At 46.7% G+C, this 23953-nt stretch carries 21 protein-coding genes, 3 rRNA genes and 1 riboswitch; of the genes, 9 read left to right on the top strand and 15 right to left on the bottom strand.

The annotated features are described in order from the left end of the window. Nucleotides 1-42: 42 nt before the first annotated feature. From purF to LG307_RS02010, 10 genes are all read right to left on the bottom strand, one after another. On the bottom strand, nucleotides 43-1458 hold the full coding sequence (purF, locus tag LG307_RS02055) for an amidophosphoribosyltransferase (protein WP_404450355.1): 1416 nt from the start codon (nucleotides 1456-1458) through the stop codon (nucleotides 43-45). Beyond that, nucleotides 1443-3665 carry a phosphoribosylformylglycinamidine synthase subunit PurL gene (gene purL, locus LG307_RS02050; protein WP_404447457.1) on the bottom strand — a complete coding sequence of 741 codons (2223 nt, stop codon included), beginning with the start codon at nucleotides 3663-3665 and terminating at the stop codon, nucleotides 1443-1445. The genes purF and purL overlap by 16 nt, the downstream gene beginning before the upstream one ends. Next, nucleotides 3649-4335: a phosphoribosylformylglycinamidine synthase subunit PurQ gene (purQ, locus tag LG307_RS02045; protein ID WP_404447455.1), complete on the bottom strand. Its 687-nt coding sequence runs from the start codon at nucleotides 4333-4335 to the stop codon at nucleotides 3649-3651. The genes purL and purQ overlap by 17 nt, the downstream gene beginning before the upstream one ends. Continuing rightward, nucleotides 4332-4586, bottom strand: a complete 255-nt coding sequence (gene purS, locus LG307_RS02040) for a phosphoribosylformylglycinamidine synthase subunit PurS (RefSeq protein ID WP_060664027.1) — start codon at nucleotides 4584-4586, stop codon at nucleotides 4332-4334. Before purS ends, purQ begins: the two co-directional genes overlap by 4 nt. Then, complete coding sequence (gene purC / locus LG307_RS02035) at nucleotides 4579-5304, bottom strand: phosphoribosylaminoimidazolesuccinocarboxamide synthase (RefSeq protein ID WP_404447452.1); 726 nt, start codon at nucleotides 5302-5304, stop codon at nucleotides 4579-4581. The genes purS and purC overlap by 8 nt, the downstream gene beginning before the upstream one ends. Nucleotides 5305-5408: 104 nt before the next feature. Continuing rightward, nucleotides 5409-6701 (bottom strand): adenylosuccinate lyase, encoded by a 1293-nt coding sequence (gene purB / locus LG307_RS02030; protein WP_404447450.1) that lies wholly within the window; start codon nucleotides 6699-6701, stop codon nucleotides 5409-5411. Further along, complete coding sequence (gene purK, locus LG307_RS02025; protein ID WP_404447448.1) at nucleotides 6698-7852, bottom strand: 5-(carboxyamino)imidazole ribonucleotide synthase; 1155 nt, start codon at nucleotides 7850-7852, stop codon at nucleotides 6698-6700. The genes purB and purK overlap by 4 nt, the downstream gene beginning before the upstream one ends. After that, the gene (purE, locus tag LG307_RS02020; protein WP_404447446.1) at nucleotides 7836-8324 is read right to left on the bottom strand and encodes a 5-(carboxyamino)imidazole ribonucleotide mutase; all 489 of its coding nucleotides are present in this window, start codon (nucleotides 8322-8324) and stop codon (nucleotides 7836-7838) included. The genes purK and purE overlap by 17 nt, the downstream gene beginning before the upstream one ends. A 289-nt stretch (nucleotides 8325-8613) precedes the next feature. After that, nucleotides 8614-8716: riboswitch (purine riboswitch) on the bottom strand. A gap of 113 nt (nucleotides 8717-8829) precedes the next feature. Then, on the bottom strand, nucleotides 8830-9036 hold the full coding sequence (locus tag LG307_RS02015) for an NETI motif-containing protein (protein WP_404447444.1): 207 nt from the start codon (nucleotides 9034-9036) through the stop codon (nucleotides 8830-8832). Further along, complete coding sequence (locus tag LG307_RS02010) at nucleotides 9000-9554, bottom strand: DUF2179 domain-containing protein (protein ID WP_187443912.1); 555 nt, start codon at nucleotides 9552-9554, stop codon at nucleotides 9000-9002. Before LG307_RS02010 ends, LG307_RS02015 begins: the two co-directional genes overlap by 37 nt. A gap of 211 nt (nucleotides 9555-9765) precedes the next feature. On the opposite strand from LG307_RS02010, the gene LG307_RS02005 reads away from it, so the two are divergent. Next, the gene (locus tag LG307_RS02005; protein ID WP_404447442.1) at nucleotides 9766-11304 is read left to right on the top strand and encodes a BCCT family transporter; all 1539 of its coding nucleotides are present in this window, start codon (nucleotides 9766-9768) and stop codon (nucleotides 11302-11304) included. Between the two features lie 89 nt (nucleotides 11305-11393). Here the strand turns inward: LG307_RS02005 and LG307_RS02000 are convergent, their stop codons facing one another. Further along, nucleotides 11394-12641 carry an MFS transporter gene (locus LG307_RS02000; RefSeq protein ID WP_404447440.1) on the bottom strand — a complete coding sequence of 416 codons (1248 nt, stop codon included), beginning with the start codon at nucleotides 12639-12641 and terminating at the stop codon, nucleotides 11394-11396. 300 nt (nucleotides 12642-12941) lie between these two features. On the opposite strand from LG307_RS02000, the gene LG307_RS01995 reads away from it, so the two are divergent. The 8 genes from LG307_RS01995 (at nucleotide 12942) to LG307_RS01960 (ending at nucleotide 17937) form a co-directional block, all read left to right on the top strand. Continuing rightward, nucleotides 12942-13391: an Hsp20/alpha crystallin family protein gene (locus LG307_RS01995; RefSeq protein WP_404447437.1), complete on the top strand. Its 450-nt coding sequence runs from the start codon at nucleotides 12942-12944 to the stop codon at nucleotides 13389-13391. 262 nt (nucleotides 13392-13653) lie between these two features. Continuing rightward, nucleotides 13654-14718, top strand: a complete 1065-nt coding sequence (locus LG307_RS01990; RefSeq protein WP_404447435.1) for a peptidyl-alpha-hydroxyglycine alpha-amidating lyase family protein — start codon at nucleotides 13654-13656, stop codon at nucleotides 14716-14718. Nucleotides 14719-14975: 257 nt separating this feature from the next. Further along, complete coding sequence (gene sigY / locus LG307_RS01985; RefSeq protein WP_404447433.1) at nucleotides 14976-15518, top strand: RNA polymerase sigma factor SigY; 543 nt, start codon at nucleotides 14976-14978, stop codon at nucleotides 15516-15518. Beyond that, complete coding sequence (locus LG307_RS01980; RefSeq protein ID WP_404447431.1) at nucleotides 15505-15846, top strand: YxlC family protein; 342 nt, start codon at nucleotides 15505-15507, stop codon at nucleotides 15844-15846. Before sigY ends, LG307_RS01980 begins: the two co-directional genes overlap by 14 nt. Next, nucleotides 15843-16064, top strand: coding sequence for a transcriptional regulator (locus tag LG307_RS01975; protein ID WP_404447429.1), 222 nt, complete (start codon nucleotides 15843-15845; stop codon nucleotides 16062-16064). The genes LG307_RS01980 and LG307_RS01975 overlap by 4 nt, the downstream gene beginning before the upstream one ends. Further along, nucleotides 16064-16255 (top strand): PLD nuclease N-terminal domain-containing protein, encoded by a 192-nt coding sequence (locus tag LG307_RS01970; protein ID WP_404447427.1) that lies wholly within the window; start codon nucleotides 16064-16066, stop codon nucleotides 16253-16255. Before LG307_RS01975 ends, LG307_RS01970 begins: the two co-directional genes overlap by 1 nt. Before the next feature lie 12 nt (nucleotides 16256-16267). Next, nucleotides 16268-17164, top strand: coding sequence for an ABC transporter ATP-binding protein (locus LG307_RS01965; RefSeq protein WP_404447423.1), 897 nt, complete (start codon nucleotides 16268-16270; stop codon nucleotides 17162-17164). Further along, nucleotides 17161-17937, top strand: coding sequence for an ABC transporter permease (locus tag LG307_RS01960; protein ID WP_404447420.1), 777 nt, complete (start codon nucleotides 17161-17163; stop codon nucleotides 17935-17937). The genes LG307_RS01965 and LG307_RS01960 overlap by 4 nt, the downstream gene beginning before the upstream one ends. Nucleotides 17938-17976: 39 nt before the next feature. Here LG307_RS01960 and LG307_RS01955 read toward each other — a convergent pair whose 3' ends face one another. The 4 genes from LG307_RS01955 to LG307_RS01940 form a co-directional block, all read right to left on the bottom strand. Beyond that, nucleotides 17977-18513: a topology modulation protein gene (locus LG307_RS01955; RefSeq protein ID WP_404447418.1), complete on the bottom strand. Its 537-nt coding sequence runs from the start codon at nucleotides 18511-18513 to the stop codon at nucleotides 17977-17979. A 251-nt stretch (nucleotides 18514-18764) separates the two neighbouring features. Beyond that, nucleotides 18765-18881, bottom strand: a 5S ribosomal RNA gene (rrf, locus tag LG307_RS01950). Nucleotides 18882-18968: 87 nt separating this feature from the next. Beyond that, nucleotides 18969-21900: ribosomal RNA gene (locus LG307_RS01945) — 23S ribosomal RNA — on the bottom strand. A 225-nt stretch (nucleotides 21901-22125) separates the two neighbouring features. Then, nucleotides 22126-23677: ribosomal RNA gene (locus tag LG307_RS01940) — 16S ribosomal RNA — on the bottom strand. Together the 16S, 23S and 5S rRNA genes form the textbook arrangement of a ribosomal RNA operon. Nucleotides 23678-23953 lie beyond the last annotated feature (276 nt).

Genomic DNA, 23953 nt, shown 5'->3' with positions numbered 1-23953 from the left:
GCCGCTTTTTTGTAAGCTTTTTTTAAAAAAGTAATATTACTATTAGCACTTCTCATGCGGCAGCACCGTGTCCGGGAAAATCTCCGTCGGATACTTGCCGGTAAAGCACGCCATGCACTGGCCGCGAGTCTCCCCGTCAAACGGGCGATCAATCGCTTCGACCATGCCACCAGGGCTCAAGAACGCCAACGAATCCGCACCGATGATCTCGCGCATTTCCTCCACAGAATGCGAAGAAGCAATTAACTCTTCATGCGTAGATGTGTCGATGCCGTAAAAACAAGGATTCTTGATCGGTGGCGAACTGATGCGCACATGCACCTCAGTCGCACCTGCATCGCGAAGCATCTTCACAATTCTTCTGCTTGTCGTCCCGCGTACGATGGAATCATCGACCATCACCACGCGCTTGCCTTCTACGACACCGCGGACAGGAGAAAGTTTCATCTTCACACCCTGCTCACGCAATGCTTGGGAAGGCTGAATGAACGTCCGGCCTACATATCTATTTTTGATCAGACCAAGCTCATAAGGAATTCCCGAAAGTTCCGCGTACCCAATCGCCGCAGAAATACTGGAATCTGGTACCCCTGTTACCACATCCGCCTCAACAGCTGATTCCATCGCCAGCTGCTTGCCAAGACTTTTTCTTGCTGTATGCACGTTGATGCCATCTATATTGCTGTCAGGTCTGGAAAAATAAATGTACTCCATGCTGCACATCGCGCGCTGCGTATGCAGTGTAAAACGTTCGGAATGCAAGCCGCCATTGTCGATGATCAACAACTCCCCAGGCTCGATGTCACGGATGAATTCCGCTCCGACCACATCAAACGCACAGGTTTCCGAAGCCACGACATAAGCGTCATTCAGCTTCCCAAGTGAAAGTGGACGTAAACCGTTCGGGTCAAGCGCGACCATCATTTCCGTCTCTGTCATGATCAAAAAGGCATACGCGCCCTTTAGCATCGACAACGCATTTTTCACACGATCCTTCAACAACGTGTAGCCACTTCTTTTTATTAAATGAGCCAACACTTCCGTATCTGATGTCGTCTGTAAAATACTCCCCATCGTCTCAAGCTGGTGCTTCAACGCGTTCGCGTTTACGAGATTTCCATTGTGGGCAAGTGCAAGACTGCCAGACTGAGAGTGAAACAATAAAGGCTGCACATTCTCATAACCGCCGCCCCCTGCCGTTGCATAACGGACATGGCCAATCGCTGCTTTTCCAGCGCCAAGTTCTTGCAATCTTCCATTTCCGAACACTTCGTTCACAAGGCCTTCCCCTTTTACCGCTACAAGCTTTTCCCCATCCGTTGAAACAATTCCTGCGCCTTCCTGGCCACGGTGCTGCAGGCTGTGCAAACCGTAATAGGTAATCTGGGACGCTTCGGGATGTCCCCAAATCCCGAACACCCCACATTCCTCATTCAAGCCCTTTAGTTCAGCAAGCATGGAATGGCTCCTTTCCAAGCATCGCGAAGGTCGTCCACAGATACGTGAACGGCCACTTCACGGGATGCCGATTCAATATGAAGATTTCCTGTTGCTGTCACGTTTCCTATTAAACTAGCATCCGCAACCACTGCCTCAAAAGCCTCTTGATTTTCTGGGCGAACAGAGACAACAAAGCGAGATTGCGTTTCACTGAATAGTGCAGACGTCATGTCACCTGTAAGCGTAACAGATGCTCCCAAACCACGAGCTCCCATCGCACTCTCCGCCAAAGCAACGCCTACTCCACCTTCGGATACATCATGGGCAGATGCCACAAGTCCAGCACGGATCGCCGCCAACAACTCATCCTGACGTCGAGCTTCCACATCCAAATCAATCGCAGGCGCTTTCCCGAAAATTTCACCATAGGTAAGCTTCTGCAGCTCACTTCCGCCAAACTCAGAAGCCGTTTCCCCAATCACATAAATCAGGTCGCTCTCATTTTTAAATTCCTGAGTTGTCACATGCTTCAAGTCATCAATCAACCCGACCATGCCGACTACAGGTGTCGGATACACAGCCACGCCGTTTGTTTCGTTATATAAAGAAACATTTCCGCCGATAACAGGTGACTCTAACTTGCGGCAAGCTTCACTCATACCATCTGTCGCTTTTTCGATTTGCCAGAAGATCTCCGGCTTTTCCGGATTACCAAAATTCAGGCAGTCTGTAATAGCCAATGGCTTCGCACCGGAACACACGATATTACGCGCCGCTTCAGCCACTGCGATCATGCCGCCCACTTCCGGATCCAAATACAGATAACGGGAGTTACAGTCGGTTGTCATGGCCAACGCTTTTTCTGTCCCGCGGATACGAACCACTGCCGCATCAGAACCAGGAACCACTACCGTATTCGTACGAACCTGATAGTCATACTGGTCATAAACCCACTCTTTGCTTGCTATAGTCGGCTGCTTCAACAGAGCCACTAACGTCTCTTCATAGTCGGCTACTTCCGGCACCGCTACCTCCATCTCCTGGAACTCGCGATAATACGCAGGCTCCGTAGAAGGCTTATGGTATACAGGTGCCTCTTCAGCAAGAGCATCGACCGGTACATCTGCAATCACTTCCCCTTTATGAACAAGGCGCAGCTTTTTGTCATCTGTCACTTTTCCAATCGATACAGCTTCAAGACCATATTTCGACACGATCTCATGCGCTTCATGCTCACGGCCCGCTTCCACGACAATCAACATGCGCTCTTGGGATTCAGAAAGCATCATTTCATAACCAGTCATCCCTGTTTCACGCTGTGGCACAAGGTCCAGGTTCATCTCAATCCCGGAACCTGCCTTGGATGCCATCTCAGCAGACGAACTCGTTAAACCAGCCGCTCCCATGTCCTGGATGCCAACAAGGCCATCCCACTTCACGATTTCCAAGCATGCTTCAAGCAATAATTTTTCCATAAAAGGATCGCCAACTTGAACGGCCGGACGTTTTTCTTCGGACGCTTCAGACAGTTCTTCTGATGCAAAAGTCGCCCCGTGAATGCCGTCGCGTCCCGTTTTTGCCCCAACGTACATGACGGTATTGCCTACACCTTTTGCCTGCCCTTTTTTGATATCTTCATGATTGATCAGACCCACACACATCGCGTTCACAAGTGGGTTGCCATCATAGGCCGGGTCGAATTGGATCTCGCCGCCAACTGTCGGGATGCCCACACAGTTTCCGTAGCCTGCGATTCCTGCCACCACTTCTTCAAACAAATATTTCACTCGCGGAGTTGTTAGTTCTCCAAAGCGCAGAGAATTCAATAATGCAATCGGACGAGCGCCCATCGAAAAGACATCGCGGATGATCCCGCCGACACCTGTTGCTGCCCCTTGGTAAGGCTCAATTGCAGACGGGTGATTATGACTCTCGATTTTGAACACAACCGCTTGATTGTCGCCAATGTCCACGATTCCGGCACCTTCCCCAGGACCTTGCAATACTTTTGGCCCTTCTGTCGGGAACTTGCGCAATACAGGCTTGGAATTCTTGTAGCTGCAATGCTCGGACCACATCACCGAAAATAATCCGGTTTCTGTGTAGTTCGGCAAACGTCCAAGAATTTTTTCCACCATCAGGAACTCTTCATCACTCAGTCCCATTTCGCGGTAAATGCCTTCCGCTTTGATCATCTCTGGATTTGGCTCAAGAAGTAACGACATGTGATTCCCTCCAATTACGAACGATAGATTGAAAGAGTTTGAGGCCATCTGCACTGCCTAACAGCTCAGCAACCGCTCTTTCCGGGTGTGGCATCATACCTAGTACATTTCCTTTTTCATTTACAATCCCGGCAATATCCTGTAGACTACCATTTGGATTGTCACCATTATAGGAAAAAGCAATTTGCCCATTGCTTACTAATTCCCCTAAGGTTTTCTCATCACAATAGTAATTTCCTTCCCCATGTGCAATGGGGATGGTGATAATCTCATCTTTTTCATACCCCGACGTGAACATCGTCTCATTGTTTACCACTTTTAATTCCACCGGACGGCACATGAACTTCAAGTTCTTGTTTCTTCTCATTGCCCCTGGAAGAAGACCTGACTCCAGTAAAATTTGAAACCCGTTGCATACGCCCAAAATCGGCTTACCGGCTTCAGCAGCCTTTTGCACCTCAAGCATGACATTGGAAAAACGTGCAATCGCACCAGATCTTAAGTAATCTCCATAAGAAAATCCACCTGGAAGTAAAATTCCGTCATACTCCTCTAAGTTTGTTGCATCATGCCACACATAGTCGACTTCTTCCTCAAGCTCGTCTTTGATCGCATGGTACATATCTACATCACAGTTGGAGCCCGGAAACACGATGACTGCAAATTTCACGATCCAACAACCTCCTCCACCTCATAACGGAAGTCTTCAATCACAGTATTTGCTAGTAAGCGTTCACACATTTCCTTCACAAGCACGTCTAGGTCACGATCTGATTTGGCAATAGTCAACTCTAAAAATTTTCCGATACGAACTTCCTCAACCTCTTTGTAAGAAAGACTATGAAGCGAATTTTTAACCGCTGTTCCTTGTGGATCTAGTACACTCTCCCTTAACGTTACGAATACCTTCACTTTATACATGCTGCTCTCCTCCAATACGTGCCAGTATTTTTTCGTATGCATCTGTCAGGCTTCCAAGGTTTCTGCGGAAGACATCTTTATCTAACTTTTCATTCGTATCCTTATCCCACAGGCGGCAAGTATCCGGTGACACTTCATCAGCCAAGATGATTCTGCCGTCTTTTGTTTTACCAAACTCAAGCTTGAAATCTACTAATTTCAAATTCTTATTTTCGAAAAATTCCGATAATACAACATTCACTTTACGCGCTACATGCTTCAAAATATCCACTTCTGCAGGTGTTGAAAGCTTCAAAAGCTGAACATGATCTTCTGTGATGAGCGGATCACCAAGCGAGTCATCTTTATAGTAGAACTCTACGATGGGTTGCTCGAGCTTGAGACCTTCTTCGATTCCAAGGCGTTTTGCCATGCTGCCGGCGGTGATGTTGCGGACGACAACTTCGAGTGGAATGATGTCTACTTTTTTTACGATTTGTTCTGTTTCGGACTTGCGCTCGATGAAGTGGTTTTCGATTCCTGCTTCGGTGAGCATAGAAAATAGTAGGCTAGTAATCTCGTTATTCAATCGGCCTTTGCCTGTGATGTCGGCTTTTTTTTCGCCGTTGAAGGCGGTGGCGGAGTTTTTATATTGGATCCAGACGGTGTTGTCGTCGGATGTTGAGTAGACAAGTTTTGCTTTGCCTTCGTATAGTAGTACTTGCTTTTGCAAGGTCATGGGTTTGCCTCCTGTAAAAGAGAGATGGGTTTTTGGTATAACTCCCTGTTGATTTCCGTTCCAGTTGTGCGGAAATCAACAGCGGCGTTTAACCAATTAAAATTTTATAGCCCTAGTCGATCGAAAATAGTATCAACATGTTGCAGGTGATAGTTGTAGTCGAAGCAGTCTTCGATTTGTTCCGGTGTCAGGCGGGAAGTGATTTTCTCTTCGCCTTCCACTAACTCACGGAAGTGCACTTGCTTCTCCCAAGCTTCCATCGCTTTTGGTTGAACCGTATCATATGCTTCCTCACGGGACATGCCAGTGTCGATCAACGCAAGCAACACGCGTTGGGAGTAGATAAGACCCAATGTGCGGTCCATGTTGCGCTTCATATTTTCCGGGAACACTGTCAAGTTTTTGATGATATTGCCAAAACGGTTTAGCATATAGTTCAAAGCAATCGTGCTATCCGGTAAAATGATGCGCTCTGCAGAAGAATGCGAGATATCGCGCTCATGCCATAGTGGCACATTCTCGTAAGCTGTCATCATGTATCCGCGAATCACACGTGCAAGGCCTGTCATGTTTTCCGAACCGATCGGGTTGCGTTTATGCGGCATAGCGGAAGATCCTTTTTGACCTTTTGCAAAGAACTCTTCTACTTCACGTGTTTCACTCTTTTGCAGTCCGCGAACTTCGACTGCGAATTTTTCGATAGAAGTTGCAACCAACGCAAGTGTGCTTAAGTAGTGAGCATGACGGTCACGCTGCAAGGTTTGTGTCGAGATTGGCGCTCGTTGCAAGCCTAACTTTTCACACACATACTCTTCAACAAACGGGTTGATGTTGGCATATGTACCAACCGCTCCGGAGATTTTTCCGAACTCGATGCCTTCTGCCGCTTGTTTGAAACGCTCCAAGTTACGTTTCATTTCTTCGTACCAAAGGGCAAGCTTTAAACCGAATGTTGTCGGCTCTGCATGCACACCATGCGTACGTCCCATCATGACTGTGTATTTATGGTCTTGCGCTTTTTCTTTTAAAATAGTGACAAAGCGTTCGATGTCAGCAAGTAAGATCTCGTTTGCCTGCTTCAATTGGTAAGAAAGTGCTGTGTCGACTACATCTGTGGAAGTTAGTCCGTAATGCACCCACTTTTTCTCGTCACCCAATGATTCGGATACCGCTCTTGTAAAAGCAACCACGTCATGGCGAGTTTCCGCTTCGATCTCTTTGATGCGCTCGATATCGAATGATGCTTTTTCACGAAGCACCTTTACGTCTTCTTTCGGGATGTCCCCAAGTTCTGCCCATGCTTCACAAGCTAAAATTTCCACTTCAAGCCAAGCCTGAAAACGGTTCTCTTCTGTCCAAATTGCGCCCATCTCGGGTCTTGTATAACGTTCAATCATGTTAAAATCCTCCGTTCAACTGTGTTCCATATCTGCCAGGAAGCTTCTTGCTCCAAAGCCTGTTCTATTGTATCAGCTAAAATATTGATATGTCCCATTTTTCGTTTCTCTTTTTTCTCATGCTTGCCATATAAGTGAAGCTTTGCATTTTCGTAATGAGGAATGTGCGCTATTGCCGCGTCCACATGCTCCCCTAATAGATTAACCATTACCGTAGGCTTCCATAAGGTCGTTTTTCCAAGTGGCATCCCTGTCACCGCTCTGATATGCTGCTCGAACTGTGATGTCTCGCATCCATCCATCGTATAATGTCCAGAATTGTGCGGCCTTGGCGCCAGTTCATTTATATAGAAGGTACCATCCTCTAGGACGAACATTTCCACCGCCAGTGTCCCGATAAGATTGAAGTACCGTGCCAATGTCATCGCACTTTGTATGGCATTCATCTCGAGGATCTGATCGACCCTTGCAGGTGCGATTGTTTTGTATAAAATATTTTCCCGATGTTCGTTTTCGCCGACTGGAAATGCTTTGATTTCACCTGTCGTGCTACGTGCGACCACAACGGATATTTCTTTTACGAACGGTATCCATTTTTCAAGGACACATTCGCCATGTTGGAGGAGTTTCGCAGCCTGTTCGATGGCTGTGTCATCCTTTAAAACTACCTGGCCTTTGCCGTCATAACCGAAGCGACATGTTTTCAGCACGCTTGGATAGCCGATTTTCTGGATGGCTTCGTTAAGCTCTTCCTTCGTCGTTACTTCCATAAAGGGGGCAACCTGAAGTCCGGCTGCTTCAATCGCCATTTTTTCGGTAGCGCGGTGCTGGGTTACTTTTAACACTGCACTGCCTTGAGGCAAGTAGGCGTTCTCTTCTAGCCAAGTCAGCGCTTCGTAATCGATGTTTTCAAACTCATAGGTGACGACATCTGATAATGATGCAAGCTTTTTGATGGCTTCCATGTCGTTAAATGCCGCGGTGATTTCGATGTCTGCGACCTGTCCGCATGGTGAATCAGGTGTTGGGTCAAGCACAGCGATTTTAAATCCCATTGCTTTTGCTGATAGGGCCATCATCCGGCCAAGCTGTCCGCCGCCGATGATCCCGATGGTTGCTGGTGGTACGATATGTTTAAACAAGCTGATCACTACTTTCTATCACTTGTTGTTCTGTCTTGTCTCTTCGTGCTTGCAGGCGTTCTGCCGTGTTGCTGTCATAGGCTCCGATCATCTGTGCTGCAAGGAGGCCTGCGTTTGTCGCGCCGGCTTTTCCGATGGCGACCGTTGCGACCGGCACCCCGCCTGGCATCTGGACGATGGAGAGCAGGGAGTCAAGGCCGTTGAGTGCTTTGGATTGGACCGGTACCCCGATCACTGGAAGCGTTGTTTTTGCTGCTACCATTCCAGGCAGGTGGGCTGCTCCTCCTGCTCCTGCGATGATGACTTTCAGACCTCGTTCTCTTGCTTGTTCTGCGTAGGTGAACATGAGGTCTGGTGTGCGGTGTGCGGATACGACTTTCTTTTCGTATGGTATATGTAGTTCTTCAAGCATGTCGCATGCGTGTTTCATTGTTTCCCAATCGGAAGTACTTCCCATGATCACTCCAACTAAAGCGTTCATTTTGTTGCCTCCCTTTTTGTAATGGTAGGTTATTTGGTTAACTCCCTGTTTCCTATCGTTCCAGGTGTTCGCTTTCCGCGGGACGGTGCTTGAGCCTCCTCACTTCGTTGCGGGGTCTCAACCTACCGTTACTCCCCCGCTGGAGTCTCACACCTTGCACTCCAGTCAACAGGGTGGTTTTTTAAAAACAGAAAAGCCCAGAATGGACTGGTCCCTGGTTTAGAGGGAAAGCAGTCCATCTGGGCTTTCATCGCATAAGTAAACAAACTTTTCGCCATGAAAAACATAGATAGTGTAAACTTCCCCTCATAGTCCGACCAATTAACGGCGGTCGGGTAGAAACTTATGGGCCATATTCCCAAAATTATATGAGGTTTCATTATTTCGTTTTTTCGTTTACTATTTCGTTGGTATCTACGTTTATCTTACCGTCATTTTCCGCGGATGTCAACGATAATCATGAACGATATGATTGTTTTTGTCGAATAATGTTCGTATTTTGGTGTTATTCTTCCATTAATTTGCCTTCAAATACTATTTTTCTGCCAATTGGATGTACTTCTTTATGACCGTTTTTGATAGTCTCTTGAAAAATAGGCTCCTCCATGCGGCGAGAGGGCATATAGCCTTCTTTTGCCATCCTATCTAGGCAATCCCCGATGGTCTCATTTTCCATTACTTCGAATTTTCGTTTTCGCGGCGTCTTACCCATTCTTTGATTTTCCTTTCTTTTACTGCTTTTACCCAGAACCCGCCATGGATGGTTTTTGGTTCATAGGCAATGATGAATGCCTTGGGATCATGCTCTTTGATGGCATGATACAAGCTTACTTCGTATTTTCTTGGTGTTAATATTTGCATGGCCATCCGGTCGCCTTCTAACCCATTTGCCTGCCAGTTGGTCACGCCGTAGCCTTTTTCACGCAAAAGCTTCGGCAAATCCTTGTCATATTCCTTTGTAATGACATTTACCGTTGTGTATCCGAGCGCCAGCTTTTCTTCTATTTTCATCCCTACAATAACGCCAATCCCATAACCCAGTGCATATGCTGCCAAGTTTTGGATTTCATTAAGGTTGTCTAGTACAAGACCAAGGCCAACCACATAGATGACCACCTCGACCATACTGATGCCCGCAGCAAGATAACGCTGTCCTTTTAAAGTCAAGATCATTCGTATTGTAAAAAAAGACACATAAACAATATTGATAATGATGATGATTGCTACCATAACGAAACTATTTTCAAGCAAGATACCTGCCTCCTAGATGCCAAATCTAGTTACTAATTCTAATGGAACCTGCTATAACCTGTAAACACTTAAGGTAAATAAATTGGACTAAAGTCCCAGAAGTGTTAGGATAGTATAGCTGCCGTTTTTGTAACAAATACTTAACCTATGAAAGAAGTGATGAGAAATCTTAAAAAGGAGTGAAACCATCATGAAGAAAACAACACCTGTATTTATTGTTTCTATTATTGTTGCTGTCTTATTCATCATCTGGGGAGTGATTCCTGCAAGCATGTTGGGAGATGCCGCTCTAAAGCCTGTAACAGAAGCTGTGCAAGGTTTTATTGTCGAAAAGTTCGGCTGGTTTTATCTTTTAACCGCAACAGGATTTTTGTTATTTAGCATTATTCTTATATTTACTAAATTCGGACGTATCAAACTAGGAAAAGACACGGACGAACCGGAATACAATTACATTACATGGTTTGCGATGTTATTTAGTGCCGGGATGGGTATCGGATTAGTATTTTGGGGTGCTTCAGAGCCAATGTATCATTTTTTCGCCCCGCCTACCGGAGATGGGGAAACGGCTGAAGCGGCCAGGATAGCAATGCGCTATTCATTTTTCCATTGGGGACTGCACCCTTGGGCCATCTATTCTGTCATCGCGCTAGCTTTAGCGTATTTCCAGTTTAGAAAAGGCTCACCAGGAGTTATCAGCTCCATTTTACGACCAATTCTAGGAGACCGGGTTGACGGTCACTTAGGGACTTTCATCAACTTTATCGCGGTTTTCGCGACAATCTTTGGTGTCGCTACTTCCCTCGGGTTAGGAGCGATCCAAATCAGTGGTGGACTTTCGAGTATCACCCCAGCTATCACAAACAATATAACTACTCAACTTATCGTCATTGTAGTGGTAACGGTATTGTTTATGCTGTCGGCACAGACCGGGCTGAACAAGGGAATCAAATACTTAAGTAACCTAAATGTGGTCCTGGCCATCGCCTTGATGTTTTTCTTGTTATTCGCAGGACCAACCAATTTCATTATGGATCTCTTCACAACTACTATAGGGAGTTATATTCAAAACTTACCCGCCATGAGCTTCCGTCTGTTCCCTTTTGACACGGATAACACGTGGGTACAGGATTGGACGATTTTCTACTGGGCATGGTGGATTGCTTGGGCACCATTTGTGGGTACGTTCATCGCCCGCATTTCTAAAGGGCGCACAATCCGTGAATTCTTGCTAGGGGTTTTATTGGTTCCGACTGTATTCGGTGGATTATGGTTCTCTGTTTTCGGAGGGTCTGCGATATTCTTGGAGTATTTCGAAGGTATTCCTGTTTACAGTGTTATTGAGGAATCCGGAATGGAAGTGGCATTGTTCTCCGTACTGCAGAACTACCCGCTTGGCATGATCATGTCCGGCCTGGCCATTTTCTTGATCTGTACCTTCTTCATCACATCAGCAGATTCTGCAACCTTTGTACTTGGTATGCAAACAACCAATGGAAGCCTGCATCCGCCAAACTCCATTAAGTTTGTATGGGGCATAATCCAATCGGCAGCAGCAGCAATCCTATTATGGACCGGCGGACTCGAAGCACTACAAACCGCTTCCATCATCGCCGCCTTCCCATTTGCCATCATCATGATTCTCATGGTCTTCTCGCTCATGAAATCATTTAAAGAAGAGAAGTTCACCAACGTTACCAAACCGTTGAATTTAGAAAAGAAAGACTGACCAATCATAATAACAGCAGCAAGCGTAAAACCCCGCCTTTTTTGAGGCGGGGTTTTAGCGCTTTAACGGAGTGAGGGTCAGACCCCTCTTTACTTCTTCATCACTTTACCATACAAAACAACTGCCGGCAGCAGGAGCATGGCACCCAGTACGAGGGCGGTTCGGATGTAGTATCTTGTGGCGATGATGCCTACAAATGGACCTCCCAGTCCTTGGCCGACCGCGTTTCCCTGACCCATGATGGACAGGACGGTGGCACGGGATTTACTTTCAAGCTGCTGATTCAGCCACGCCTGGTACATCGGTGCTGTGATGGATCCGATAATGCCAAGCATCCAGAAGCTGAAAATGGCCAAGTAAAAGGATGGTGATACAGCGAAGAGTACCAGGAAGATAACCTGCCCAATCGAGAAATAAAACAAGCTGTATCTAATCACTTTTGGCTGATTAACATCAAATCTGCGTTGGTACCATTCCATCGCCCCAATGCTAATCAAAGTTCCCGCAAACTGAATGACACCGAACCAGACTACCATATCAAGTGCCCAGATGCTCGGAAACGTGAAAGCCTCCAACAAATGCGCTTCCCAAAGACGGTCAAAACCCTCAGATGTTGCACCGATAAATACCGTCACCACTAACAACATAATAAGTACAGGCTTATTTTTTATAAAAGATACACCAGAAAGAAACGTCCCTGACATTGCTTTCAGAGGATTCACATCAGCATTTTCCACTCGCTCGAAATTCTTTTCCTTCATATAAATACATAGAAAAATGCCAAGCAAGATGTAAAGCCCCCCTCCTGCCAAATAAGGAAGATTTAGAGCCACACTAGCTAGTGCCACACTGATGATGATTCCGACGAGGTTCGCAATAAGTCGAAGCTGATTGGTGCGGACAAATATTTTCGCAACTTTCTCTTCCCCCACTTCGTCCGTGAGCCAGGCCTGATCTGCACCGCTCAAAAACGTCTCACCGATGCCGCGGATAAACTCAGCGAATAGCAATAAGACAAAAGCGGACAGGACTCCTACTGCCAATGTGCTGTTGCTGAGATATGGAATACTTCCTTCAAAAATAAAGGCAGCTCCTAAAATGAATGTTGCAATGATAATAGATAGTCTTCTGCTATACGTATCCGCCACCACTCCCGTAATACTTTCAAAAACAATAACAGTCAACTCAATGGCCGTTCCAATCAATATTAGCTGTAAAGGATTTAACCCTAATTCTTCAACATAATAGATCGCATACGTCGTAAACATAATAGAGCTCGCAAGCGAAATAATAATATGCATTGTGTAATACACATGCTTTATTTCCAATGTATTCATTGTTACCTACTTTCCAGCAAGCAACAACACGGTTTATTTATGCCTGTCGTTACTTGCTAATTCGTTGTTCCCTCTGTGTTTTGTTTATAATACATGTATTGTTTTTTGACATGTTTAAACACCTCCACTTCAAAATATACCATGATTTTCCTCATCTGTGTTTAAGAGAAAATCGACAAACAGGATGGATATTGACTTAGGACCACGTGACTACTAGGTACTTTCATAGGCACTTACCCGCCCATCTCTGCATAATCTAATGCAAAGAGAATGCAAGCAGGAAAGGAAGCGTGATGGCCGATGATGCCATTTAATCAATTTAAAAACATGGGAGACTGGAGAAAACAATGGGATCAGTTCTTTGGAGATGAATTCTGGAACGGCTTTGAGCCATACTTTGAAAACATGCAGACACAAACCAATCTTTACAAAAAAGAAAACGAACTGCTTTGCGTGATGTGCCTGCCCGGCCTTGTGAACCCAGAACAAGTACAATTGTTTGTTCGCCCGCAACAGCTTGAAGTGAAAGGCCAAATCAACCTTAACATCCAAGGCTACGAACTCGTCGAAGAAGGAATCGCACAAGGCGAATTCCAACGCACCTTTGAACTCCCATTCCCAGTCCGCGACGACAAAGTAGACGCCACCTACGAAAACGGCCTGCTCCTCATCCAACTCCACCGCCACATCATAAGCGACACCAAACGCCAAATCTACGTCAGGGGCGGCGGGAACAAGGAGAAGGGGTAAAAAAAATAAAAAATAAGGGGTCAGACCCCTCTAGGAATTTCCCCTTCGACGTCGAATAATTAAAGGTTAGAGTAAAACTCAAAATGGCCAGCTCCTTTTTTGGAGCCTGGCCATTCTTTTTTGAACTAGAGATACGCCCCTGGTCTTACTGATAAATATATCTGTGGTCTTTTGTGGACACTACCAGCATCGTCGTACACTTATATCTAAGGAAACATCCATGTATATCAACATCATCGCTAAAGGAGATTATATATTTATTATGAAGAAATTAGTCATTATCAGCACCATTTTTATACTCGCTCTCACACTATGGTTCAACCGTGGTGGAGTGGATCCTATTTATAAAGATCACGCACCTGCACAACCACTACCTGAAAATTATGAACCGACCATACTATGGCCGAAAACAGAAGAAGATCAACAAATAGCCGGTGAGGCCAGTGGTGTTGCTGTCAATTCGAATGGAGACATTTACTACCTACACAGAGGCAGCTCAAACTATGGCGGAGAAGAAATTATTAAGGAACCTACGATAATTGTTCTGGATGGACAAACCCTAGAAGTGAAGGACAAATGGGGGGAGAACCGATTTTCTTCTCCACATGGTCTCGAAATCGATCATGAAGATAATATATGGATTACTGATATCTCTCTAAACAAAGTATACAAATTTTCACCAGATGGAAAATTGGTTCAGGAATTTGGTGACGATTATCCTTTTTATATGGAGGTTGCTCTTAGAATTCGAAACAAACTATCCAACTTCCCGACCGGAATGAGTAAATCATCCTTTGCAAGACCGACAGATGTAACTGTTCTCCAGGATGGTTCCTTTGTAGTAAGTGACGGTTATCGAAATCGTCGAATCGTAAAGTTTGATAAAAATGGCCAGTTCTTGTGGGAAAAGAATAAATTAGGCAGTGGAGCCGGAGAATTCAACCTTCCTCATGGGATTAGCAGCGATGAACAACACATTTATGTGGCGGACCGAAGCAATGCAAGAGTGCAAATCTTCACACATGAGGGAGACTATATCGAAGATTGGGACCATAATGAACTTGGGAGACCATTTGGTATAGAAGCAGACGACAAAGGCTCCATTTACCTAGCGGACGGTGGCGATTCCTTATACCCTGAAAACGGGGACGGCACCCACCAAATCGTCATCCTCAACAAAGACGGTCAAATCAAACAACGATTTGGCACCTATGGCACTGCACTCGGCGAACTCAACATCCCACACGACATCGCCGTCGACCAAAAAAGAAACATCTACGTAGCAGAACTCCGAAACAACCGGCTGCAAATGTTTGAGAGTAGATAAAAAGAAAAAATAAGTGATAAGGGGTCAGACCCCTCTAGGAATTTCCCCTTCGACGTCGAATACTATATAAGTTAACCATTTTCAATCTCCCCCTTCACTTACGTAGGGGTTTTTTTATGGGTTTTAGGAACTTTAAGAGTAGGATGGGTACCTCTTTGAAAAAATTTAAAATTAAAATGAACGGTTTGTAAACTTGCAGCGTCTTATGGTTGAACACAAAAGAAGAACACAAAATCGTTAAGAAAGGAGGCATCGATTTGGAGCAGGAAGAAGATATTTATTTGATACAAGAGGCAATAACTGGCGACGACGATGCCTTCACGCAGCTATTTCAGAAGCACTATTCTTTTCTATACAAATACTTACTCAAACTTACACTGAACGAAGAAACGAGCAGCGACCTGACCCAGGAAACAATGATAAAATGCTACACCAACCTCGCCTCCTTCAAAGGAGAAGGGAAATTTTCCACCTGGATGATCTCAATTGCCTCTAGGCTCTACATTGATACCATCCGGAAAAAAGAGCGGGAGAAGAAAAAAGCCAACCGGCTCCTGCATGTCCTATCGAGACAGCTCAATTTCCGCTCAAAATCAAACGGCATGGAATGGAGCGACACGTTCTCCGACTTCAACCAGCTGCCGCCGGAAACAAGAACACCCATTTTACTAAGACATTACTACGGCTACACCTATGAGGAAATCGGCGCCATGCTTGGCATCAAATCAGGAACAGTCAAATCAAGAGTCCACAAAGGGATTAAAACGCTAAGAAAGGAGTGGGACCATGACGAAGAGTAAACAGGATAAGAGAGAACAGGAACTTATAACAAAACTCCAAAAAGATTGGCAACAACTAGATGAGCTTGGGCCACCTCCTATTCCTACCGCTCAGCAAATGCAGGAACAACTTCATCTGGCAAAATCGGCAAAGCGCAAAGCCTTCCAAAAGGAACTCAGCATGTTCGTCATCACAGCAATTATCCTTTTGACTGCCTTTACAACCGCCATGTTCCAAGCACCATTGCTTTTTGTCATCATCCAAGTGTCCGCACTCGTCGTAGCACCCATCATTTTTTACATCTTGCAAAAAAACAAAGCTAAGCAGGAAGGAAGCATCCTGTCATGACGCCAGAAAAACTAGAGCAACTGTACACCATTCTGCCATGGCTCATTCCTGTTCTTTTGACTCAAAGTATTCTGCTGTTCATTGATGCTAAGAAAAAAGGCAGTTACGCCTGGTTTTGGGGAATCTGGGGGTTAATTCAATTACCGCTACCTACCCTGTTCTATCTCATATTCGTGTTCTACCCACATCAAAAGAGACAAAAAAGGAGAGGATTGTAATGGAAAACATCAACTGGTCACTTGTTGCACCACTAATCGTTTTGCAACTTATTTTAATCGTCACGGCCCTAATCAGCCTTAGCCGTCAAGAACAAACGAATGGACCGAAATGGGCATGGGCTCTCATCATTCTTTTCATCACTACCATCGGACCGATTCTTTACTTTGTCATCGGCCGAAAAAACGACTAGGGAGCGACCGTCATGTTACTTGAAATCAAAAACCTAACCAAGACATTTAAGCAGCACCAAGCAGTCAAAAGCATTTCTTTTCACATAGAAAAAGGAAGCTGTGTTGCGCTACTCGGTCCGAACGGCGCCGGAAAAACGACCTCCCTGCAGATGCTTGCCGGACTTCTTACACCAACATACGGAACGATTCGTTTTTCCGAAAGCAACGGTAACGACTATCGTCACAAGATCGGATTCTTACCGCAGCATCCTTCCTTTTTTTCCTGGATGACGCCAAAAGAATATTTACAGTTCGCAGGCAAACTCTCACACCTATCCAAGACTCAACTCAAAGCCAAAATTGACGAAACACTTGCATTCGTCAGCTTAACAGACGTGAAAAACAAACGAATCGGCGGCTTCTCCGGCGGAATGAAACAGCGCCTCGGCCTGGCTCAAGCACTCTTGCACGACCCGGAGCTCCTGATTCTCGACGAACCCGTTTCCGCCCTGGATCCGGACGGCAGACGCGATGTCTTAAAAATCCTCACTGAATTAAAAAGCCGCATGACCATCTTGTTTTCCACCCATGTCCTACATGATGCAGAACAGGTTTGCGACACCGTCATCATGCTAAAAGACGGTCAAATCAAATGGGACGGCAACCTAGAATTGTTAAGGTCCGAACATAGAACCTCTGCTGTAAAAATAAAGACAGACGAATCACTCACCGGCCACTTAGACGGCATTCCTAGCATAGAATCCGTCGACTATACCGACAAACACACTGCCACCATCTATGTAAATGAAACAAACTTCCGCAGCACAACCTTATTAACCAAACTACTAGAAAGTAAACTCACCCTATCACACTATGAAAAGGTGCAAGATTCCCTAGAAGACGCATATATGAAGGTGATGAATCGATGAAAAATTTTATAACCCTTTTTATAAAAGAAATGCAAGAAAGCATGCGAAACGGAAAGTGGATCTGGCTACCGATCGTCATCATGATCATTGGCATATCCCAACCACTCACAAGCTACTATATGCCACAAATCATCGAGTCCGCCGGTAACCTGCCAGAAGGAGCAGTCATTGAAATCCCGACACCCTCCGGAGAAGAGGTACTCGCCGGAACTCTCGGACAGTACGGCACACTTGCCACCCTACTTTTCGTGCTAGCTACCATGAGTGCCATCTCATATGAACGCCAAAGCGGCACACTCACACTCGTCATGGCCCGCCCTGTCCAGCCCATACAATACATTCTAAGCAAATGGGCAGCACAACTCGTCATCACGCTAGCTTCCCTGCTACTAAGCTACGTCTTGACCTGGTACTATACAAATCTACTATTCGACAAAGTAGACTGGAACATCATGCTCGCAAGCCTTGGCGTCTACAGCTTATGGATCGTGTTAATTATCTCCGTTACCATCTTTGCAGGAACATTGCTCCGCACCTCAGGAGGCATTGCCGGTGTCAGCGTATCCTTCCTTGCACTTTTGACTGTATCCACCGGACTCTTCACCAAATTTATGGAATGGAGCCCAGCAAAACTTAGAGAACACGCAACTGCCATCCTCATGCAAGGAGAGCTCCTAGAAAACGGCCTGCTCGTTATTGTAGCTACACTCAGCCTTTCTTTACTGCTTGTACTATTGGCAACCTTCAATTTTAAAAGATTCGAACAGTTCTAAGCTTCTTATATAAAAAAAGAGTAGCCACCGGTCCTTATATTAGGATGCCGAGCTACTCTTTGATCTTTCTATCTCTTGTAAAAAATATTCAATGGCCCTTTTCCCCTTCAGCCTCACAACTACCTTGTCCTCCTGATAAAAATCCAGCCGCTTTTTCATCGCTTTCTTCCTTGCTCGGTAAGTGGTGATAATAAACTTAAGGAAAGCCCACTCCATCCTCTCCGTACACTCCCCGCCAAGATCAGGACGACGATTCCCAAGGTTCGTCAGCCATCTCTTTATTACACGATACAAACAAACCCATAGAGGGAGCTCCAGATAGATGATGGTATCTGCTTTTTCTGCTCGGATATCAAAAGTAGCCGTATAGTTTCCTTCCACGATCCACGAGCTGTTTTTCTTTATCATTTCTTTTTGCGCGTGGGTGAATTCCTCCATGCTTGCCTCTACCCAGCCTGATTTCCAAAAGTGCGCATCCAAGTGAAACACTTCTATGTCTAAAGCTCTTCCGAGCCTGGAGGCAAAAGTGGACTTTCCTGCTCCGGCCGATACCCCAATGACCATAATCCGCTGCATGTTTGGTTTCCCTCCCCTTTTATGTACGCACTATGTTTAGGATATTTAGTATAGAGGAAATTAGTTGGAAAATCTAGGGGGGAGTTTTCATTTTATAGTCCAAGTTTTTGTTTTATCCGCGAACTTTTTGGTTTATCCGCTAAGTCGAACGATATAACCGTCATTCGACACAAACATACAAAAACCGCACTCCCTTAATCACCAAAAACACAAAAAAACCAGCGCAATAAGCACTGGTCTTCCATAAATTTGCCTGGCAACGTCCTACTCTCACAGGGGGAGATCCCCCAACTACCATCGGCGCTGAAGAGCTTAACTTCCGTGTTCGGGATGGGAACGGGTGTGGCCTCTTCGCCATCATTACCAGACATATTCAGTTGAAGGTTGATCCTTCAAAACTAGATAATGTGTTCATATCAAGAAATTCATATCGTTCACTTATTTCGATACTTATTTGGGTTAAGTCCTCGATCGATTAGTATTCGTCAGCTGCACGTGTCGCCACGCTTCCACCTCGAACCTATCTACCTGATCATCTTTCAGGGATCTTACTTGCCGAAGCAAAAGGAAATCTCATCTTGAGGGGGGCTTCATGCTTAGATGCTTTCAGCACTTATCCCGTCCGCACGTAGCTACCCAGCTATGCCTTTGGCAAGACAACTGGTACACCAGCGGTGCGTCCATCCCGGTCCTCTCGTACTAAGGACAGCTCCTCTCAAATTTCCTGCGCCCACGACGGATAGGGACCGAACTGTCTCACGACGTTCTGAACCCAGCTCGCGTACCGCTTTAATGGGCGAACAGCCCAACCCTTGGGACCGACTACAGCCCCAGGATGCGATGAGCCGACATCGAGGTGCCAAACCTCCCCGTCGATGTGGACTCTTGGGGGAGATAAGCCTGTTATCCCCGGGGTAGCTTTTATCCGTTGAGCGATGGCCCTTCCATGCGGAACCACCGGATCACTAAGCCCGACTTTCGTCCCTGCTCGACTTGTAGGTCTCGCAGTCAAGCTCCCTTGTGCCTTTACACTCTGCGAATGATTTCCAACCATTCTGAGGGAACCTTTGGGCGCCTCCGTTACTCTTTAGGAGGCGACCGCCCCAGTCAAACTGCCCACCTGACACTGTCTCCCAGCCCGATAAGGGCTGCGGGTTAGAATTTCAATACAGCCAGGGTAGTATCCCACCGACGCCTCCACCGAAGCTAGCGCTCCGGCTTCTCAGGCTCCTACCTATCCTGTACAAGCTGTACCAAAATTCAATATCAGGCTACAGTAAAGCTCCACGGGGTCTTTCCGTCCTGTCGCGGGTAACCTGCATCTTCACAGGTACTATAATTTCACCGAGTCTCTGGTTGAGACAGTGCCCAGATCGTTACGCCTTTCGTGCGGGTCGGAACTTACCCGACAAGGAATTTCGCTACCTTAGGACCGTTATAGTTACGGCCGCCGTTTACTGGGGCTTCGGTTCAAAGCTTCGCTTGCGCTAACCTCTCCCCTTAACCTTCCAGCACCGGGCAGGCGTCAGCCCCTATACTTCGCCTTACGGCTTCGCAGAGACCTGTGTTTTTGCTAAACAGTCGCCTGGGCCTATTCACTGCGGCTCTCTCGGGCTTTAACACCCTAACAGAGCACCCCTTCTCCCGAAGTTACGGGGTCATTTTGCCGAGTTCCTTAACCAGAGTTCTCTCGCTCACCTTAGGATTCTCTCCTCGCCTACCTGTGTCGGTTTGCGGTACGGGCACCATACTCCTCGCTAGAGGCTTTTCTTGGCAGTGTGAAATCAGGAACTTCGGTACTATATTTCCCTCGCTATCACAGCTCAGCCTTAATAAGAAGCGGATTTGCCTACTTCTCAGCCTTGCTGCTTAGACGCGCATATCCAACAGCGCGCTTACCCTATCCTTCTGCGTCCCCCCATTGCTCAAACGGAGTGGAGGTGGTACAGGAATATCAACCTGTTATCCATCGCCTACGCCTTTCGGCCTCGGCTTAGGTCCCGACTAACCCTGAGCGGACGAGCCTTCCTCAGGAAACCTTAGGCATTCGGTGGAAGGGATTCTCACCCTTCTTTCGCTACTCATACCGGCATTCTCACTTCTAAGCGCTCCACCAGTCCTTACGGTCTAGCTTCAACGCCCTTAGAACGCTCTCCTACCACTGTTCGTAAGAACAGTCCGCAGCTTCGGTGATACGTTTAGCCCCGGTACATTTTCGGCGCAGAGTCACTCGACCAGTGAGCTATTACGCACTCTTTAAATGGTGGCTGCTTCTAAGCCAACATCCTGGTTGTCTAAGCAACTCCACATCCTTTTCCACTTAACGTATACTTGGGGACCTTAGCTGGCGGTCTGGGCTGTTTCCCTCTTGACTACGGATCTTATCACTCGCAGTCTGACTCCCATGGATAAGTCTTTGGCATTCGGAGTTTGACTGAATTCGGTAATCCGATGAGGACCCCTAGTCCAATCAGTGCTCTACCTCCAAGACTCTAACACATGAGGCTAGCCCTAAAGCTATTTCGGAGAGAACCAGCTATCTCCAGGTTCGATTGGCATTTCACCCCTACCCACACCTCATCCGCTCACTTTTCAACGTGAGTCGGTTCGGGCCTCCATTCAGTGTTACCTGAACTTCACCCTGGACATGGGTAGATCACCTGGTTTCGGGTCTACGACCACGTACTCATTCGCCCTATTCAGACTCGCTTTCGCTACGGCTCCGTCTCATCGACTTAACCTTGCACGTAATCGTAACTCGCCGGTTCATTCTACAAAAGGCACGCTATCACCCATTAACGGGCTCTAACTACTTGTAGGCACACGGTTTCAGGATCTATTTCACTCCCCTTCCGGGGTGCTTTTCACCTTTCCCTCACGGTACTGGTTCACTATCGGTCACTAGGGAGTATTTAGCCTTGGGAGATGGTCCTCCCTGCTTCCGACGGGATTTCTCGTGTCCCGCCGTACTCAGGATCCACTCAGGAGGGAACGAAGTTTCAACTACAGGGTTTTTACCTTCTATGACGGACCTTTCCAGGTCGCTTCATTTACCCCGTTCCTTTGTAACTCCATGTTGAGTGTCCTACAACCCCAAGAGGCAAGCCTCTTGGTTTGGGCTAATTCCGTTTCGCTCGCCGCTACTCAGGAAATCGCATTTGCTTTCTCTTCCTCCGGGTACTAAGATGTTTCAGTTCCCCGGGTCTGCCTTCCATACCCTATGTATTCAGATAAGGATACTGTTCCATTACGAACAGTGGGTTTCCCCATTCGGAAATCTCCGGATCAAAGCTTACTTACAGCTCCCCGAAGCATATCGGTGTTAGTCCCGTCCTTCATCGGCTCCTAGTGCCAAGGCATCCACCGTGCGCCCTTAATAACTTAACCGTTGACCAATATGGTCATGTGTCGATATCAGCGATGATATCTATAAAGAAAATTACTAAGATGAACGATATTCTGTGAATATCTTGATATTAGTTACATTATCTAGTTTTCAAGGAACAACGATGACAATTCGGAAGAATTGTCTAGGGATAAATCCGAAGATTTATCTAAACAGAGAGAATGCTCTCTCAAAACTAAACAAAACAACAAGCGTACATTCCTTAGAAAGGAGGTGATCCAGCCGCACCTTCCGATACGGCTACCTTGTTACGACTTCACCCCAATCATCTGTCCCACCTTAGGCGGCTGGCTCCAAAAGGTTACCCCACCGACTTCGGGTGTTACAAACTCTCGTGGTGTGACGGGCGGTGTGTACAAGGCCCGGGAACGTATTCACCGCGGCATGCTGATCCGCGATTACTAGCGATTCCGGCTTCATGCAGGCGAGTTGCAGCCTGCAATCCGAACTGAGAACGGTTTTATGGGATTGGCTCGACCTCGCGGTTTTGCTGCCCTTTGTACCGTCCATTGTAGCACGTGTGTAGCCCAGGTCATAAGGGGCATGATGATTTGACGTCATCCCCACCTTCCTCCGGTTTGTCACCGGCAGTCACCTTAGAGTGCCCAACTGAATGCTGGCAACTAAGATCAAGGGTTGCGCTCGTTGCGGGACTTAACCCAACATCTCACGACACGAGCTGACGACAACCATGCACCACCTGTCACTCTGTCCCCCGAAGGGGAACGTCCTATCTCTAGGAGTGTCAGAGGATGTCAAGACCTGGTAAGGTTCTTCGCGTTGCTTCGAATTAAACCACATGCTCCACCGCTTGTGCGGGCCCCCGTCAATTCCTTTGAGTTTCAGTCTTGCGACCGTACTCCCCAGGCGGAGTGCTTAATGCGTTAGCTGCAGCACTAAAGGGCGGAAACCCTCTAACACTTAGCACTCATCGTTTACGGCGTGGACTACCAGGGTATCTAATCCTGTTTGCTCCCCACGCTTTCGCGCCTCAGTGTCAGTTACAGACCAGAAAGTCGCCTTCGCCACTGGTGTTCCTCCAAATCTCTACGCATTTCACCGCTACACTTGGAATTCCACTTTCCTCTTCTGCACTCAAGTCCCCCAGTTTCCAATGACCCTCCACGGTTGAGCCGTGGGCTTTCACATCAGACTTAAAGGACCACCTGCGCGCGCTTTACGCCCAATAATTCCGGACAACGCTTGCCACCTACGTATTACCGCGGCTGCTGGCACGTAGTTAGCCGTGGCTTTCTGGTTAGGTACCGTCAAGGTGCGAGCAGTTACTCTCGCACTTGTTCTTCCCTAACAACAGAGCTTTACGACCCGAAGGCCTTCATCGCTCACGCGGCGTTGCTCCATCAGACTTTCGTCCATTGTGGAAGATTCCCTACTGCTGCCTCCCGTAGGAGTCTGGGCCGTGTCTCAGTCCCAGTGTGGCCGATCACCCTCTCAGGTCGGCTACGCATCGTCGCCTTGGTGAGCCGTTACCTCACCAACTAGCTAATGCGCCGCGGGCCCATCTGTAAGTGATAGCCGAAACCATCTTTCAATAAAGAACCAGGAGGTTCTTTATATTATCCGGTATTAGCTCCGGTTTCCCGAAGTTATCCCAGTCTTACAGGCAGGTTGCCCACGTGTTACTCACCCGTCCGCCGCTGACCTTTCAAAAGCAAGCTTTTGAAAGGTCCGCTCGACTTGCATGTATTAGGCACGCCGCCAGCGTTCGTCCTGAGCCAGGATCAAACTCTCCAATAAAGAGTCTGAGCTTTTGCTCAAAATTTGCTAGCTTGTCTTACTTAAATCATTTTGTCGTGTTCCGTAGAACCGACGTTATGACGCTGTTGTTTTGTTTAGTTTTCAAAGATCATTTTCCGTCGCTCTGTGGCGACTTAATTACTATACCATGCTGTGTGTTTTTCGTCAACATGTTTTTTTAAGTTTTTGTTGCGAGCATTACAGCGAGTTAACAAATCGTGTTTTGCAGCAACGAATAATAATATACCATGGTAACCACAACACGGTCAACTACTT

The sequence above is a fragment of the Sutcliffiella horikoshii genome (genome assembly GCF_044809035.1).
Lineage (GTDB): Bacteria > Bacillota > Bacilli > Bacillales > Bacillaceae_I > Sutcliffiella_A > Sutcliffiella_A horikoshii_G.
This window is presented reverse-complemented; position numbering and strand designations above follow the sequence as displayed.

Excerpts from the sequence above, each read along its gene's own strand:
- purB (WP_404447450.1), bottom strand. The coding sequence starts at position 6,701 with ATGATTGAACGTTATACAAGACCCGAGATGGGCGCAATTTGGACAGAA.
- purS (WP_060664027.1), bottom strand. The coding sequence starts at position 4,586 with ATGTATAAAGTGAAGGTATTCGTAACGTTAAGGGAGAGTGTACTAGAT.
- LG307_RS01975 (WP_404447429.1), top strand. The coding sequence starts at position 15,843 with ATGACGCCAGAAAAACTAGAGCAACTGTACACCATTCTGCCATGGCTC.
- LG307_RS01965 (WP_404447423.1), top strand. The coding sequence starts at position 16,268 with ATGTTACTTGAAATCAAAAACCTAACCAAGACATTTAAGCAGCACCAA.
- purC (WP_404447452.1), bottom strand. The coding sequence starts at position 5,304 with ATGACCTTGCAAAAGCAAGTACTACTATACGAAGGCAAAGCAAAACTT.
- LG307_RS02000 (WP_404447440.1), bottom strand. The coding sequence starts at position 12,641 with ATGAATACATTGGAAATAAAGCATGTGTATTACACAATGCATATTATT.
- LG307_RS02010 (WP_187443912.1), bottom strand. The coding sequence starts at position 9,554 with ATGGTAGCAATCATCATCATTATCAATATTGTTTATGTGTCTTTTTTT.
- LG307_RS02005 (WP_404447442.1), top strand. The coding sequence starts at position 9,766 with ATGAAGAAAACAACACCTGTATTTATTGTTTCTATTATTGTTGCTGTC.
- LG307_RS01995 (WP_404447437.1), top strand. The coding sequence starts at position 12,942 with ATGATGCCATTTAATCAATTTAAAAACATGGGAGACTGGAGAAAACAA.
- purF (WP_404450355.1), bottom strand. The coding sequence starts at position 1,458 with ATGCTTGCTGAACTAAAGGGCTTGAATGAGGAATGTGGGGTGTTCGGG.
- LG307_RS01955 (WP_404447418.1), bottom strand. The coding sequence starts at position 18,513 with ATGCAGCGGATTATGGTCATTGGGGTATCGGCCGGAGCAGGAAAGTCC.
- LG307_RS02015 (WP_404447444.1), bottom strand. The coding sequence starts at position 9,036 with ATGGGTAAGACGCCGCGAAAACGAAAATTCGAAGTAATGGAAAATGAG.
- LG307_RS01970 (WP_404447427.1), top strand. The coding sequence starts at position 16,064 with ATGGAAAACATCAACTGGTCACTTGTTGCACCACTAATCGTTTTGCAA.
- LG307_RS01990 (WP_404447435.1), top strand. The coding sequence starts at position 13,654 with ATGAAGAAATTAGTCATTATCAGCACCATTTTTATACTCGCTCTCACA.
- LG307_RS01960 (WP_404447420.1), top strand. The coding sequence starts at position 17,161 with ATGAAAAATTTTATAACCCTTTTTATAAAAGAAATGCAAGAAAGCATG.
- LG307_RS01980 (WP_404447431.1), top strand. The coding sequence starts at position 15,505 with ATGACGAAGAGTAAACAGGATAAGAGAGAACAGGAACTTATAACAAAA.
- purE (WP_404447446.1), bottom strand. The coding sequence starts at position 8,324 with ATGAACGCTTTAGTTGGAGTGATCATGGGAAGTACTTCCGATTGGGAA.
- purL (WP_404447457.1), bottom strand. The coding sequence starts at position 3,665 with ATGTCGTTACTTCTTGAGCCAAATCCAGAGATGATCAAAGCGGAAGGC.